This is a genomic window from Flavobacterium sp. KBS0721 (genome assembly GCF_002007065.3).
GTDB classification, from domain to species: Bacteria; Bacteroidota; Bacteroidia; order Flavobacteriales; family Flavobacteriaceae; genus Flavobacterium; species Flavobacterium piscis.
In genome coordinates, this window is sequence record NZ_CP042170.1 from 4,379,840 (window position 1) to 4,396,161 (window position 16,322).

Here is a 16,322-nt window from a genome sequence, read left to right on the forward strand (position 1 = left end):
AAATTAACACTTATAATTACGGTAAAACTTACTTCTAGTATTAATATTAATAGCCTGGATTTTGATAAGCTGTCTTATCAGCTTGCGACATTTCCATTCCATCTATCTGGCCTTGCGGTATTGGGCGCAAGTAATGATGCGGTTCTATAGTTCTTGTCACAACCTGCGGTGTATGATCTCCTATATTTGGCCCGCCAATTGAATATTTACCGGCAAGTTCATTCCATTTTTGCGTTCTCACCAGGTCATACCAACGGTAACCCTCACCGAAATATTCACGGGAACGTTCTGCTAAAATATAATTAATGTCAATTACAGCAGGAGTTGTGCTTGTCAGCAAAGCACTATTATCTGCACTCTTTGCAACATTTCCATTATTATCCCAACGCCATTTACCTGCACGCGCTCTAATGACATTTACAAGATCTCTGGCGCTCATAGAACCAGTTGCCCCTTTTACCGCAGCTTCTGCAGCAACAAAATAAAGCTCTGAAAATTTCGCGATAGGAAATGGTCTTGTACTACCTGCGTTAGGCTGTCCCAATCCTCCGGCATTATCAGTACGATATGGTCCTAATTTCCACAAACCTGGATATACCCTTCTGCTTATTCCCAATGGAGAAATCACATAATCAGCTCTTCCGGGTAAAACTCCGGCGCCAATATTGCTGCCGCCGCCTCCAGTGTAATTGATAGCCGTTGCAGGCTCACTGTTTAGGAAAGTTAAAATAGCATCACCTGGTTTTACAGGTAATGAATTGGCATTGTAAAGCGTAGCGATATCCGTTAATCCTGTTCCAATTAAATTCCAGTTTCCACGATAAACTGTAGCAAAAGTTCCGTCATATCTTGAATCATTTGTTTTATCTGCAAATGTATTTGTAAAAATTTCAATTGGCGGCGCCATTCTTGTCCATGGGCGACCCAGGAATTGATCTGCGGCTCTCTGTACAGCAGAAACTGCAGCTCCTGCCGCATTTTTACTTCTAAGAGCGGTATAATCCCATGTTCCCATCCATCCGGCAAAATTATCTGGTGAACCTCCGCTGCCGTATGTAAGACTTGCACCATTGTAGTATTCACTTGCCTGAGTATGGTCTGCATAAAGCATCATCTCTTTATTACGGTCATTAGATCCTAAATTCACATCATAATAATAAGGCAGTAAACCGTAAGATCCGGGATTATTAATACCATCAAGAGCGATATTATATGCCTGCTGAAAATACCATTGTGCATTATGTCCGTCAGGATCTGTTCTTGGAGCTTCAGGATAAGTTGGAATATTGTTTGGGTTTTCTAACCACCAGCCATAAGTAAGATAAGCTTTTGCTAATATCAAACGTGCCAAAGTCTTAGTTGCTGTACCAGTTAATCTTGGCGCATCTGGTAATTCATTTACCGCTGCAGTAAGATCCGGAAAGATCGCTTTAGTATACACCTCAGGCACTGTATTTCGCTTTGAAGACCTCGATGGATTAATGTTAAATTTTAGTTCTCCACCTCCCAAATCTAAAGGTACTCCTCCAAAATTCTGTACTAATAAAAAGTAATCAAAAGCCCTGAAGAATTTAGATTCAGCAATTAGTTTGCTTGCTACTCCAACCGCTGCGCCATTTTCAATAATTCCGCTGGCAGTATTAATATCATTATAGGAATTATTCCATACCACATCGGCTCTGCTTGAAGTAGGATTAATAGCCCCTACTCCAGATAAATCATGATCTTTAAAGTTACCATCTGCCAATTGTCCGTAAGTATATTCATCTGTACCTGTTTGAGTAGAATTATAATAATATGCCTGTCCGTAAATCCATCGTAAGTGAGCATAATGTGAGGTCAATCCCTGAATTACACCACTTTCAGTTTTAAAATAACCCGGTTCATAAAAGTCATGTGGTTTTTCTTCTAAAATATCAGAGCAGCCTGCAAAGGAGAACAAAACTACTGATCCTATAATTAAGTTTTTAAAAATATATCGTTTCATAGTTCTTCTTGATTAAAATGTTAAATTAATTCCTAATAAATAATTTCGGGTTGAAGGTGTATTAGTTCCAATAACCAAAAACCTTTTTGCATATGAATTTACTGCCTGATTTTCGTTTCCGAATGAATTTGTTTCAGGATCCATTCCAGACATTTTATGATAAGGAGAGAATAATACAAAAGGATTTTGTGCCGTGAAATATAGTCTCAGCTTTTCAATTCCTAAACTTCTCATAAACTGCTGATCTAATGTATACCCCAATGTTATTGCTCTGATTTTTACATAAGAAGCATCAAAATAACTCATTGTAGACATATACTTCGGATTATCTCCGCTTCTGATACCTCTTGGATTAGGAAATTCAGCATCTCTGTTATCCGGTGTCCAGTAATCAACATCAACATTACTTTTTCTACCGTTAAGCTGATTAAGGTAACTTGCGCCTCCATAAAGTGTACTAATTAATACCCCTCCGCTTTTAAAAGCACCAACAGCAGAAAAATCAAAACCTTTATAATTTAAATTAGTATTAAATCCTCCCTGAAAGTCCGGATCAGTATCTATTATTTGTCTGTCACTTGCGTTAATGGCACGTGTTGGCGAACCATCAGCATTAAAATCTCCTGTATATTTGACCTTGATAGATCCTACTACAGTTCCTTGTTGATTAATTCCTGTTGGACCTGGCTCGTAAACAGACATATAAGGATCGCCTTCCTGCCAAATACCTACTTTTTGATAATCATAAATAGAATTTATATTGTGCCCAACAAACCATGAGTTACTCTCATCTCTTGATGCTCCTGATGCAAGTTTAACCAACTTATTCTCGTTGGCATATAAGTTAAAACCAACCGACCATCTCAAACCATCCGGATTATTTATAATGACGCCATTTAAAGAAATTTCATACCCTTTATTTTCAGTTTCACCAATGTTTGCAGTATAGGCATTGATACCAGAGGTAACAGGTAAAGCTACTTTTTGTAAAACATCATTTGTATTGGTTTTGTAATATTCAACTGTACCTGATAAACGATTATTAAAGAATCCAAAATCTAATCCGTAATTCCAGGTTGTAGAAAACTCCCATCCTAAATTAGCATTTGGTGCATCCGTAAAATAAACACCTGTTAAATTTGTACCGCCAAAATTATAGGGCCTGGTACTTAAAGCGCCCAAAGTTGAATATGGAGCGATAGCCTGATTAGATGTTTTTCCGTATCCTGCACGTAATTTAATTAAATTAACCCATGTAAGTTTTTTCATAAATGCTTCGTTAGAAACTGTCCAGCCTGCAGAAACAGCCGGATAAGTAAACCATTTATTGCCGGCAGCAAGTCTTGAAGAACCATCTGATCGAATCGTTCCTGAAATAAAATATTTATTATCATAAGAATACATTGCTCTTGCCATATAGGAAGTTAATCCCCATTGTGTGTAATCCTGATCTTCAGGTTTGATAATAATAGGTTCTTCACTTTGTCCTAAGTTGTAAAACTGGAAAGCATCAGAAGTAACTCCTCTGCGTGATATATCTGATTTATTTCCTGTATACTGCTCATTAGAATATAATCCGACAAAATTCACGGTGTGTTTCTCTGCAAAAGTCCTGTCGTATGTGATCAAATTCTCGATAAGCCATTGTGTAGATAATTCATTTCTTATCGATGATTCTGATAGTGTGGCAGCATTAACATCAAATACGCCTTTACCCTCATAATAACCATTATTAGACGTACGCAAATTCAATCCTGTATTCATGCGATATTTTAATCCCTCTACTCCAGGTATTTTTACCTCGGCAAAAATATTATTATAAGTACTAAACGCTCTGTTTAAGTTAACATACGAGTCGCCGAGATTATTGATTGATTCTCTTGTATATACCCATTGTTCATCCGGACCCATTCTAACTGTTCTTTTTAATGATCCATCTGCATTGTACGGATTTGCCAACGGGGAAGTTCCCAATATATTTCCTGTACCAATGTTATCACCATTTGTAACAGCGTAGTTACTATTAGTATTAAAACCCAAACGAAATGATTTTCCTATTTGCTGGTCTAAACCTGCTCTAAGAGTAAAACGCTCATAGCTTTGACCTGGTAAAACAGCTTCCTCTTTGTAATAACCTAAACCCGCATTGTATGCACCTCCTTCGGTACCTCCGGTAACACTAACGTCATGACTAATCATTTCGCCGGCACCATAAAGTGCATCCTGCCAGTCCATATTTGTACTTCTTGATTCATCCAGACCATCAACATATAGTGTTGAATAATCGCGGAGCGCAGCAAACTTAGCACCATCCATCATATCGTATTTTCCAAAAACCTGCTTAATACCACTAAACCCATTATAATTAAATGTTGCTTTTTGGTTTTTACGTCCTTTATTACTTGTGATTAATATTACACCATTTGCTCCACGTGATCCATAAATAGCAGTAGCAGAAGCATCCTTCAAAATATCTACCGATTTAATATCAACAGGATTAATATCTCCAATTTGTCCGGCAAACGGAACCCCATCAAGTACAATTAGCGGATCATTGTCTCCTGTAAGAGATCTTGTCCCACGTATGCGAATCTGCATCGCAGCTCCTGGTTTAGAAGAAGTCTGTAAAAGCTCCACACCGGCCAATCGACCTTGTAATGCCTGCGTTACGTTAGCAGCCTGAACTTGATTTAATTCGTTTCCTCCAATAGATGCTACGGATCCCGTTACGGCTTCTTTTCTTTGTGTTCCGTAACCAATAACAACTACCTCTTTTAAAATACCTGCATCTTCTTCTAGTTTTACATTAACCTGAGTTTGCCCGTTTAAGGCTATTTCTTTGTTTTTTAAACCTATAAAACTAAAAACAAGAATACCATTAGAAGGCGCATCGATAGAATAAGTACCGTCAAAACTTGTACTTACGCCAGTTTTTGTTCCTTTTAAATTTACATTCGCACCAGGAATTGGACCATTGGCATCTGATACAGTTCCGGTAACTTTTGTCTGCGCACCCGCATGGAGCGAAAGTGCAAACATTAAGATCAAAAAATAAAAGCATTTTTGATGCTTCAATTTACTTGTAACAAAAAAGTTATTCATAAAAATTGATGTTAGATAGTTAAAATTAAATTTTGGTTGAGTTAATAAGTGTATTAGTAACAAATATAAAAAAAATGAAACAATACACAATCGGTTGTTTGTTATTATTTTAAATATTTCATAAAAAAAACAACTTTAAAAAATATTCTGAATAATTATTAACCTAAAATAGTAAACAATATTCATTAACCCAATTCGTTTTAATTGTAATTTTAATAATAGTGAGGTATAATTTACATTTAATTAAAAAAAACATAAAAGTAAAACGGAAAAGCATATTTGCTTAGAATTGTGGTTTTTTAAAGTAAAAATATTGTTAAAAAAGAGGAATACGAGATAATAAAGCCCTGTATTTACTATAAACAGCAGTTTAACTAGGTTTTTTTTCTAAAAAACACAACCAAAAAGGCGCTAAAAACAATCGGTTGTTATTAAAAATAAAAAAGCTTCTTTCAAATTGGATTTGAAAGAAGCTTTTTAGAAGATTGAAACTGATTTTAAAATCAGCAAAAGTGATGTAGTAAACTAATAATAAGAATATTACAATTGCATTTTTTTGGCATCTTCAATAAATTGATTCAGTCCGATATCAGTTAACGGATGTTTTAAGAGCCCTTTTATTGCAGAAAGAGGCCCAGTCATGACATCAGAACCTATTTTTGCACAATTTACAATATGCATGGTATGTCTGATTGAAGCCGAGAGAATCTGGGTTTTGTATTCATAGTTACCATAAATTTCCCTGATCTCTTCTATTAAATGCATTCCGTCGGTTGATATATCGTCCAGTCTTCCTAAAAAAGGCGAAACATAAGTTGCACCTGCTTTGGCAGCCAATAAAGCTTGTCCTGCCGAAAAGACCAATGTGACATTGGTTTTGATTCCTTTTGATGAAAAATATTTACAAGCCTTAATTCCATCTGCAATCATTGGTAATTTCACTACAATTTGCGGATGTAACGCAGCAAGCTCTTCGCCTTCTCTTACCATTCCATCAAAATCTGTTGAAACCACTTCTGCAGAAACATCTCCATCTACAATGTTGCAAATATCAAGATAGTGTTTCAAAATATTATCTTTTCCTGTAATGCCTTCTTTAGCCATTAACGACGGATTTGTCGTTACACCATCTAAAACACCTAATTCCTGTGCTTCTTTAATGTCTTGTAAATTGGCAGTATCTATAAAAAATTTCATTTTTTTGTTTTTAATTTGGTTGGTTAATAAGCATTTTTTTTTGTCATTCCCCGGAACGAGGAATGACAATGATAGTGGTTCTTTTGTGTGAAATATTTTCTTTTAATTCTTATCGCAAAGTGTACTATAAAAAGCGAACTGTATGTTAACTTTCTATAACTATCACATAGCTATTATTAGATATACTGATTGATAATATTCTCAAACAATTCCTGTTTACCACTTTGCAATGCCAACTCACCATTTTGATTTGCGATATCGTACAAATCTTTCAGGTTTAATTTTCCTTCAGCAAAATCTTTCCCTTTTCCTGCATCAAAAGAGCTGTATCTTTCTTTTCTTAGTTTTTCGTAAGGAGAAGAAGTAATAATTTTATCTGCAGTCAATAATGCTCTTGCAAAAGTATCAGCGCCACCAATATGAGCAAGGAAAACATCTTCAATATCGGTAGAATTTCTTCTGATTTTAGCATCAAAGTTTACTCCGCCGCCTTGTAATCCGCCTGCTTTCAGAAAAACAAGCATTGCTTCTGTAGTTTCCTGAATGTTATTTGGAAATTGGTCTGTATCCCAGCCATTTTGATAATCTCCTCTATTGGCATCTATACTTCCTAACATTCCTGCTTTTGCAGCTACTTCGAGTTCATGCTGAAAAGTATGTTGTGCCAATGTGGCGTGGTTGACTTCGATATTAATTTTAAAATCTTTATCTAAGCCATATTCTTTTAAGAATCCAATTGCTGTTGCCGAGTCAAAATCATATTGGTGTTTTGATGGTTCCATTGGTTTTGGCTCAATAAAGAAGGTTCCTTTAAAGCCTTGCGATCTTGCGTAGTCTCTTGACATGGTTAAAAATTGTGCCATATGGTCTAATTCTCTTCCCATATCTGTGTTTAAAAGAGACATATAACCTTCACGCCCGCCCCAGAATACGTAGTTTTCTCCATCTAAAGCAATTGTTGCATCCAAAGCCAATTTTACCTGGCCTCCCGCTCTTGCCACTACATTAAAATCAGGATTTGTAGCTGCACCGTTCATAAATCTTGGGTTTGAGAAACAGTTTGAAGTTCCCCAAAGCAACTTAATTCCGGATTCAGCTTTTTTCTGTTTTAGATATTCTGTAATCGTTGCCAAACGTCTTTCTGATTCTGCAAACGTTGGTCCTTCGGCAACTAAATCATAATCATGAAAACAGAAATAGTCAAATCCCATTTTGCTGATAAATTCAAAAGCTGCATCTGCTTTATCTTTCGCTGCCTGAATTGGATCTGAAGACTGATCCCACGCAAAATTTTGCGTTCCGGGACCAAACGGATCACTTCCTTGTCCGCAGAAGGTATGCCAGTATGCAATAGCAAACCTAAAGTGCTCACGCATTGTTTTTCCTGCAACAACCTGATCCGGATTGTAATATTTAAATGCTAATGGATTATCAGATTCCTTTCCTTCAAATTTAATTGCACCAATACCTTTGTAGTATTCTTTATTTCCTAAAACTATCATTTTTTTATTTTTTATGTGTTAATATAAATTCTAATTCTTGTTTCCATTTTTGATAAGCCTTGTCATAAGGCTCTTTGTTTTTTAATGGTAAAAAAGTCATTACGTGATCATTAGTAGTAATACTTGATCCAAATTTATTGTAATCGCCATCTTTTAAACCCACTGCTCTTGCTGCTCCAACTGCACCGGTTGTGTTGTAAATTTCGATTTCATGACCAATTAATGTTGCCACCGTATTAGAGAAAATCTCAGAACGGAATAAATTATCATTACCGGCTCTAATTACATTTATTGTTGCATTGTCTTCTTTTAAGCATTCCATTCCGTACACAAACGAAAAAGCAATTCCTTCAAGAGAAGCCCTGAATAAATGTGCGCTATTGTGAATATTCAAATTGAGATTTAAAAAGTGTGTTCCAATGTTTTTATTGTTGAACATACGCTCTGCACCATTTCCAAACGGAATTACCACTAATCCATCAGATCCAATACCAATTTTAGAGGCTTTTCGGTTCATTGATTCGTAGGTTTCATCACCCATATTGTTTCGCAGCCAACGGTACTGAATTCCGGCTCCGTTAATATTTAATAATTTTCCTATTCTTGGTGTTTCCAATTCGTAATTAACGTGTACAAAATTGTTTACCCTGTTTGTTTTATTACCTGCAGACATATCGCTTACGGCATAAAAAACGCCTGAAGTTCCGCCTGTTGCAGCAACTTCACCAGGATTTAATACATTTAACGACAATGCATTATTAGGCTGATCTCCTGCTCTGTATACCACAGAAATCCCCACAGGAAGTCCTGTTTCTTTTGATGCTTTTTCGTTTAAAATACCTTGATCTGTAAAATTCTCTACAATATCCGGCGTCAATGACTGATCGATTCCGTAATAATCCAACAGCCATCTGGCTACTTTGTTTTCTTTATAATCCCAAAGCATACCTTCGGACAAACCATTTTTTGTTGTTGTAATGGCTCCTGTAAGCTTATAGGCGATATAATCTCCCGGCAGCATATATTTATAAACCTGCTTATAAATTTCAGGTTCATTTTCTTTTACCCATTTTAGTTTTGAAGCTGTAAAATTTCCCGGAGAATTTAGTAAATGTTCCGAGCATTTTTCAGCTCCAATTTCGGCGAAAGCCTCATTACCAATTTCAACCGCACGGCTGTCACACCAAATAATAGAATTTCGGAGTGCATTACCGTCCTTATCCACAATAACCAATCCGTGCATTTGATAAGATATCCCAATTCCCTGAATTTTCGAAGCTTCGATATTAGCTTCACGAATTGCTCTTTTTGTGGCCAGACAAATGTGCTGCCACCACATTTCAGGATCCTGTTCTGCCCAGTCCGGATGCAATGACACAATTTCCATTTCGTTTTGCGGTTCGTGCAAAACGATTATTTTTTTTCCTGTAGCAGCTTCAACCAAGGCAACCTTGACCGAAGAACTTCCAATATCATATCCTATATAATACATACCTTTAATGAATTTCTTAAATTAAATTTGTTGACACATCATCGTGAACCACCTTATTGTGCGTGATGAAATCCGCCGCTTTTGTTACTAATACCGCAAAATAGGAATGAAAAATAAAACCTAAATTTACACACATCATTATTTAAAAATTAAAATTAAGCTCTCTTTGCGATAATACTTCCTGCTGTTTTAAATTGATCGTGTAAAATTTGGCAGCTCTGTGCGAAACAGCTTCTTCTTTTTCATTTGAATCGTGCACTAAATCCATTTGCAATATCTTTCTTCTAAAATTAGATTTATTGATTTCGATGCCGAGGATTTCTTCATAAAGATGTATGACTTGCAGTAAAGTAAATTTCTCCGGCAGTAAATTAAATCCAATGGCACTTTTGCAAATATTCTTTCGTAATTCTTTCAAACTATAATCCAGAATTACTTTATGTTTATCGTTTAAACCTGAAATTTCGTTAATACCAATCCATGCAACATTTGGATTAAAAATATCATTTTCGATATCTTCGATATTTTTTTTAACCATCGCATAGTATCCTATCGCAATATCTTCCTGATAGGACGATGAAGACGGATAACCAAAAGCTTTCAATTGCTCCAGAAAAAAATTATCAACGCCTATGTACTTCTTTAAAATATTTTGTGCGGTGCCTGATATTGTATCCCCTTCTTTTATATAATCCTTAGCTAGCTCAAAGTTTAGTTTTCCCTGATTGTCTTTATGTTTAACCAGTAAAACTTTCAGGCTTTCGCCTTCAAAATTAAAGATTACACAATCAATTTCTATTCTGTTTGAAGTATATTGGCTGCTACTATTTTTTATTTTTTCATCTCCCCTTTCCATAGAAAATAAAATTTTAGCGTCTTACTATTATTTTCACAATAAACCGAAATCTTAATCCATCATTCTCCTTATGCCATAAGGGTCTATAGTTACAATTGTACCATCCTCGAGATAATCGATTTTAGTTAGCTTCATACTTCTCAAATGCGTAATTCCTTTTGACAAACTCGAATCATGATAAAATAAATACCATTCATCATCTACTTTACAAATAGAATGATGTGAGGTCCATCCTACAACCGGATTTAAAATTCGGCCCTGATAAGTAAACGGTCCATAAGGACTATCTCCTGTCGCGTAACAAATAAAATGAGTATCGCCTGTAGAATATGAAAAATAGTATTTCCCATTATACTTATGTACCCACGAAGCCTCAAAAAAACGTTTTTCATTATTTCCGGCCAATATTACTTTACCGTTTTCATCAAAAATTTGGATTTCTTTTGGTTCTTCGGCAAATGCTAACATATCCTGCGTCAATAATGCCACTATTGGCCCTAAAGCAGGCTCATTATCCGTTGGTTCTTCATAATTTACATCGTATTTATTGTTTCTGTATTTTTGAAGTTGTCCTCCCCAAATACCTCCAAAATAAATATAATGTTCTCCATTATCATCCTCAAAAACAGCAGGATCAATACTATAACTCCCTTTTATAGGCTCGGGCTCCGGCAAAAAAGGACCAACAGGCGAATCGCTGCTTGCAACTCCAATCTGGAAAATTCCGTCAGCACGTTTCGCAGGAAAATACAAATAATATTTTCCGTTTTTACAAGCGGCGTCAGGTGCCCACATTTGCTTTTCTGCCCACGGCACATCCTTTACATGCAATGCCACACCATTATCCAAAGTTTCTGAATTGATATTTTCCATTGAAAACACATGATAATCTTCCATACCAAAATGATCTCCGTTATCATTAAACGGAATACCGGCATCTATGTCGTGTGATGGATAAATATAAATTTTACCATTGAATACATGTGCAGACGGATCTGCTGTATAAATATGAGACACCAAAGGCTGTGAAATGGCTTCTTTATTAATTTGCTCGAAATTAATTTCTTCAATACTATCTTCAGGCATAGTCGTTTTTTTTGTTTTATATAAAATAATTAAGTTCTTCTTTCTTTTAAATCTGCCTCTATCTGTACTTCTGTCTTTTTATCAATTTTATAGAAAAACAATAAGGCAACGCCCGTTAAAAAAGGGATTGCAGGAAAAACACTAACCAATAATTTGATTCCGTTTATAGCAAAATCTGTTTGGGTTGGAGAATTTGGCACATAGTGAAAATATCCTAAAAACAAGGTTGTCAATGAACCGCCAATACTTAAACCTGCTTTTAAACCTACCATCATAGCCGAAAAAATAATGGCCGTAGCGCGACGGTTATTCAGCCATTCCGAATAATCGGCAACATCTGCAATCATTGCCCAAAGAAGCGGAATTGTGATTCCGTAGAAAAATCCGTGTAAAATCTGGGAGAAAAAGATAAAGCCAATAGCTTTGGGCGGAAAGAAATAAAAGGCGAGAACAAATAAGGTCGAAATAAATAAAAACAAACCAAATACATTTCTCTTACCGTATTTATCAGCCAAACCTTTAGACAAGGTAATTCCGACGATCATAAAGATAATTCCGCCAGCATTAAACAATCCAAAACCTGCAGAAACGGGATCATTCCCAAAATGATTCAATCCTGTTTTTGACAACACCTCCAAAATGGGCTGTATAAAAAGAGCCAATTCTTCTTTATCTACATAATTTTCAAAATAGTACACATAAGATCCGCCTTTCATCGCCAAAGTAATAAATACTAATGTGGTAAGACTTAGCATGATAACCCAAGGCTTGTTTTTCATTAAATCGCTTAAATCTTCACGCACGCTGGATTTTTGTTCCGGTTTAGGAATAATACGCTCTTTTGTAGTTAAAAAAGTAATGAGCAGCATAATGGTACCAATGATTGCTAAAACGGTCATTACCTTTTCGATACCAATTGCCTTGTCTCCGTTTCCGGCACTTTTGATAATGCCGAGCATGAAAACCTGAACAAAAAATTGTGCAAACATTACCGCTACAAAACGATAAGAGGACAAACTGTTTCTTTCTTTCATATCGCCTGTTATTACTCCGCTTAAAGCCGAATAAGGCAAATTATTACCGGCATAAAAAAGCAGTAATAAGGTATAGGTTACTACGGCATAAATTACTTTTCCGTGGTACGAGAAATTGGGTGTTGTAAATGCCAGTAATGCAATTACACCTAGCGGTATGGCCGTTATTAATATCCATGGCCTAAATTTTCCCCATCTGGTAATGGTACGGTCGGCGAGTATACCAATAATAGGATTAAAAATAAAAGCTGCAATTAGTCCCACAACAAGCATGATGATAGACGAATGCGTGGGAGATAAACCGTAAATATCTGTGTAGAAATACGCCAGATAGGTCATCAAAGTCTGGAAAACTAAATTCGCAGCAAGGTCTCCTAAACTATAGCCGATTTTTTCTTTAATGGATAATTTTTGTGAAATGTAATTCATTATTTATGTGGTTATTTTTTGGCTGAAATTAGATTCTGTTCTTCTAAATTCGAAATAGATAGTTATAGTGACAAAGCAATTATTTATTAAAACAATCGGTTGTGTAAAATTATACAAAAAAACATAATATGCAACTGCGTAACAAACTATTAAATGAATGTAATCAATTTACACATTCGGTTGTGTATTTAATAATAAAAAATGTTTTTAAGCATGGTTTTTTATTATTTTGTATCATTCTGCTTCATTACCTCGTAATACGCTTTCTTAGGTTTTAAGTCTTTATCGAATAATAATGGATAATTTGTTCTTCCTTTTACAGGCCAGTCGTTTAACCATGATTGCCCATCATGAACTCCCCAAAATGTTACACGGCTAATTTTGTCTTTATGCTTTAAAAATAATTTAAAGATTGAAGCGTAACGATCTGCAAGTTTAACCTGTACAGAATCGGGAAGTGTTTTAGGATACGGATTCATTTTAGCATTCCCTTCAAAATTCTGATTTACATCGGCGCCGTTTAAATCTTTTGGATTTGGCAGTACCGAAATATCAAGTTCAGTAAATGCAACTTTAATACCCAGGGCAGAATACTCCAAAATACTTTTTTCAATTTCTGCTAATGATGGATAATTCAGTTTCCAATGCGCCTGAATACCTACTCCGTCAATTTTCCCTCCGCCTGCTTTGATTTTTTTGATCAAATTAATATTTCCTTCCCTTTTTGCCGGCTCTTCATTATTATAATCATTGTAATATAAATCTACTTTAGGATCTGCTGCAGCGGCTAGTTTGAAGGCATCAATAAGGTATTTTTCTCCAAGTGTGTTTAAAAATATCGATTGTCTTAAAGTTCCGTCTTCATTTAAAGCTTCATTAACAACATCCCACGAATCAACCCTGCCTTTGTATTTGGATACAATTGTGGTGATATGGTCTTTCATAAAGGCTTTCATTGCTGTACTATCCTTAATTTTTTCCATCCAGGGTGCCAATTGGCTGTGCCAGATCAAGGTATGACCGTGAATAAACATTTTATTCTTTTCACCATAGGCTACGAACTTGTCTGATAATGTAAAATCGTATTTGTCTTTTTCAGGATGTATAAACATCGATTTCATAATATTCTCTGCCGTTATCGCATTAAATTCTTTTTTTATTAAAGAATCTTCTGTGGCATTTTTTTCTTCAATCTGATCTTTACTTAAAGCGGTTCCTATATAAAAATCTTTTTTATAACTGTCTTTTAACGAAACAGTTTGTACTTCTTTTTTCGAATTGCAGCTGCCTAAAATTACAAGAGACAGGAGCAGCAAACGGTGATTGATTAATTTCATATTTAATGATTTAAAATTAGTAGCTGGCACGTTGTTGGTAATTATTTTTTAACACAGAGATTCTGTGTTGATTTCAAAATATTTTTTTTTTTAAAATTTTAATATTAAAGCTCCGCAGAAGCATAATATTTATAGCCAATATAACACGTTTATTGTATTAAAGTCTTGCTGGGCAATGTGATTAAGTTAAGCTTTTAGAAAATAAAATTTATCTCGCAAAGGCGCTAAGATGCAAAGTTTAAACTCAATATTATCATTTCGACGAATGAGAAATCACACGCAGGCTTCGACAAAGATTGGCGATTTTGCTTGTGGAATTTTTAGTGTGATTTCTCCTTCGTCGAAATGACAGAACCTTGCTGTTTTACCTCAATTCTTTCAGTTTATAAGCAATTCCCATTTCAAGACCTCTTAATTCGGCTAATCCTTTTAATCTTCCTACCAGTGAATATCCGGGATATGTTTCTTTTGCGTCATCGACAGCATGCAAAAAGCCATGATCGGGACGCATTGGTAAACTCACTTTTGTTTTGTTCATTAAAAGAAGCAGTTTTTCTACAATAATTTCCATTTTTGTATCTCCTTTTAAATGTTCTGATTCCCTGAAAACAGTTTCGCTTTCGCGGAAAGTATTTCGAAGATGCAAAAAGTGAATTCGGTCTCCAAAATCATCTATAATTTTCTCCAAATTATTTTCCGTATTTGCCCCTAAAGAACCGGTGCAATAACACAAACCGTTTGAGTGCAATGGAACTGCTTCAAAAATAGTTTTAATATCATTTTCTGTAGAAACAATTCTTGGTAATCCCAAAACCGAAAAGGGCGGATCATCAGGATGAATGGCTAATTGCGAACCTAATTCCTGAGCAATTGGTGCAACTTCTGATAAAAAGTAAATCAGGTTTTCTCTTAGTTTTTCATTATCGATATCAGCGTAATTATCTAATAATGAAAGAATTTGTTCTGCAGTAAAATTGATTTTACTTCCCGGCAAACCTAATAGTACATTTTTAAAAAGCAGTTCTTTTTCATCTTCAGAAAGTTTGTTGCCAAATTTCAATGCATTTTCCTTTTCAATTGCAGTATAATCGTTTTCAGCACCTGGCCTTTTTAAAAGATATACATCAAAGTAGGTAAATGCTTCCTGATTGTATAACAAGGCTTTACTCCCGTCTTCATTTACAAAATCATGATCTGTTCGAACCCAGTCTAAAATGGGCATAAAATTATAAGTGATTGTTTTAATACCACAATCAGAAAGGTTCTTTATACTGATTTTATAGTTCTCAATGTATTGTAAATAATTTCCGCTTGCTCTTTTAATCTCTTCATGAACCGGCAAACTTTCTACAACTGTCCATTCTAATCCTGCGTTTGTAATTAGTTCCTGTCTTTCTTTAATATCTTCAATTGTCCAAACATCTCCAACCGGAATTTGGTGCAAAGCCGTTACAATCCCGGTTGCTCCGGCTTGTTTAATATCTATTAATCTTACAGAATCCTGAGGACCAAACCAACGCATGGTTTGTTGCATTTTTATCATGATATCTATTCCTTTTAATTAAAAGCCAATACTGTTTCCGCCATCAACCGGCAAAATAGTTCCTGTTGTAAATTTAGATTCGCTTGACGCAAAATAAAAAACCGCATCTGCAATATCCGAAGGTTCTCCTAAAATTCCCATTGGAGTTCTCGACAGTACTTTATTTTTACGTTCCGGATCGCTGTCCAGCGCTTTTGCTGACATTTTGGTTTTAATAAAACCCGGAGCCACACAATTGACACGAATGCCAAACGGAGCCAATTCTACCGCCATCGCTCTTGTCATAGATTCTATAGCACCTTTACTTGCCGAGTAAGCAATTACTTTTGGAATTCCGTATTGCGATGCCATTGAACTAATATTGATAATATTTCCGCCGTTATTATCTTTCATGTTTTTTACTACAGCTTTACTCACGGCAAAAACACTTAACAAATTAGTATGAATTATCGAAAGAAACTCTTCATCGGTTACATCCAAAAACTCTTTCTTTAAATTAATTCCGGCATTATTTACCAAAATATCGATAGGATTATTTTTTGTTATACTTGCAATCATCGCAGGAATCCCCGCAATATCATTCAAATCAAATAAAACCGGAATTGCATTTGCACCAATTTCAGCGCAAGCTTCTTCTGTTTTTTCTTTTGATCTTCCAATGATATACGTTGTGATTCCGTTATCACATAATTTCTTCGCGGTTGCAAAACCTAAACCTGAATTTCCTCCGGTTACAATTGCTGTTTTTGTATTCATA

11 protein-coding genes are annotated in these 16,322 nt (G+C 35.4%); all 11 read right to left on the reverse strand.

Annotation, left to right across the window (positions count from 1 at the left end):
- Nucleotides 1-46: 46 nt before the first annotated feature.
- Nucleotides 47-1,987, reverse strand: a complete 1,941-nt coding sequence (locus B0M43_RS18725; RefSeq protein WP_078007706.1) for a RagB/SusD family nutrient uptake outer membrane protein — start codon at nt 1,985-1,987, stop codon at nt 47-49.
- A 12-nt stretch (nt 1,988-1,999) separates the two neighbouring features.
- A complete protein-coding gene (locus B0M43_RS18730; RefSeq protein WP_078007707.1) occupies nt 2,000-5,089 on the reverse strand; it encodes a TonB-dependent receptor in 3,090 nt (1,029 codons plus the stop codon).
- A gap of 540 nt (nt 5,090-5,629) precedes the next feature.
- Entirely contained in the window at nt 5,630-6,286 is a 657-nt protein-coding gene (gene fsa / locus B0M43_RS18735; RefSeq protein WP_078008015.1) for a fructose-6-phosphate aldolase, read from the reverse strand.
- A gap of 176 nt (nt 6,287-6,462) precedes the next feature.
- On the reverse strand, nt 6,463-7,788 hold the full coding sequence (xylA, locus tag B0M43_RS18740) for a xylose isomerase (protein WP_065448460.1): 1,326 nt from the start codon (nt 7,786-7,788) through the stop codon (nt 6,463-6,465).
- A gap of 4 nt (nt 7,789-7,792) precedes the next feature.
- Nucleotides 7,793-9,280 (reverse strand): xylulokinase, encoded by a 1,488-nt coding sequence (locus B0M43_RS18745; RefSeq protein ID WP_078007708.1) that lies wholly within the window; start codon nt 9,278-9,280, stop codon nt 7,793-7,795.
- 142 nt (nt 9,281-9,422) lie between these two features.
- Entirely contained in the window at nt 9,423-10,136 is a 714-nt protein-coding gene (locus B0M43_RS18750; protein ID WP_078007709.1) for an NUDIX hydrolase, read from the reverse strand.
- Between the two features lie 51 nt (nt 10,137-10,187).
- The gene (locus tag B0M43_RS18755; protein ID WP_078007710.1) at nt 10,188-11,222 is read right to left on the reverse strand and encodes a glycoside hydrolase family 43 protein; all 1,035 of its coding nucleotides are present in this window, start codon (nt 11,220-11,222) and stop codon (nt 10,188-10,190) included.
- Nucleotides 11,223-11,251: 29 nt separating this feature from the next.
- Entirely contained in the window at nt 11,252-12,685 is a 1,434-nt protein-coding gene (locus tag B0M43_RS18760) for an MFS transporter (RefSeq protein ID WP_078007711.1), read from the reverse strand.
- A gap of 224 nt (nt 12,686-12,909) precedes the next feature.
- Entirely contained in the window at nt 12,910-14,022 is a 1,113-nt protein-coding gene (locus B0M43_RS18765; RefSeq protein ID WP_078007712.1) for an endo-1,4-beta-xylanase, read from the reverse strand.
- A gap of 364 nt (nt 14,023-14,386) precedes the next feature.
- On the reverse strand, nt 14,387-15,556 hold the full coding sequence (gene uxuA / locus B0M43_RS18770; protein ID WP_123921828.1) for a mannonate dehydratase: 1,170 nt from the start codon (nt 15,554-15,556) through the stop codon (nt 14,387-14,389).
- A gap of 27 nt (nt 15,557-15,583) precedes the next feature.
- Nucleotides 15,584-16,321, reverse strand: a complete 738-nt coding sequence (locus B0M43_RS18775; protein WP_078007714.1) for an SDR family NAD(P)-dependent oxidoreductase — start codon at nt 16,319-16,321, stop codon at nt 15,584-15,586.
- Between the last annotated feature and the right edge of the window lies 1 nt (nt 16,322).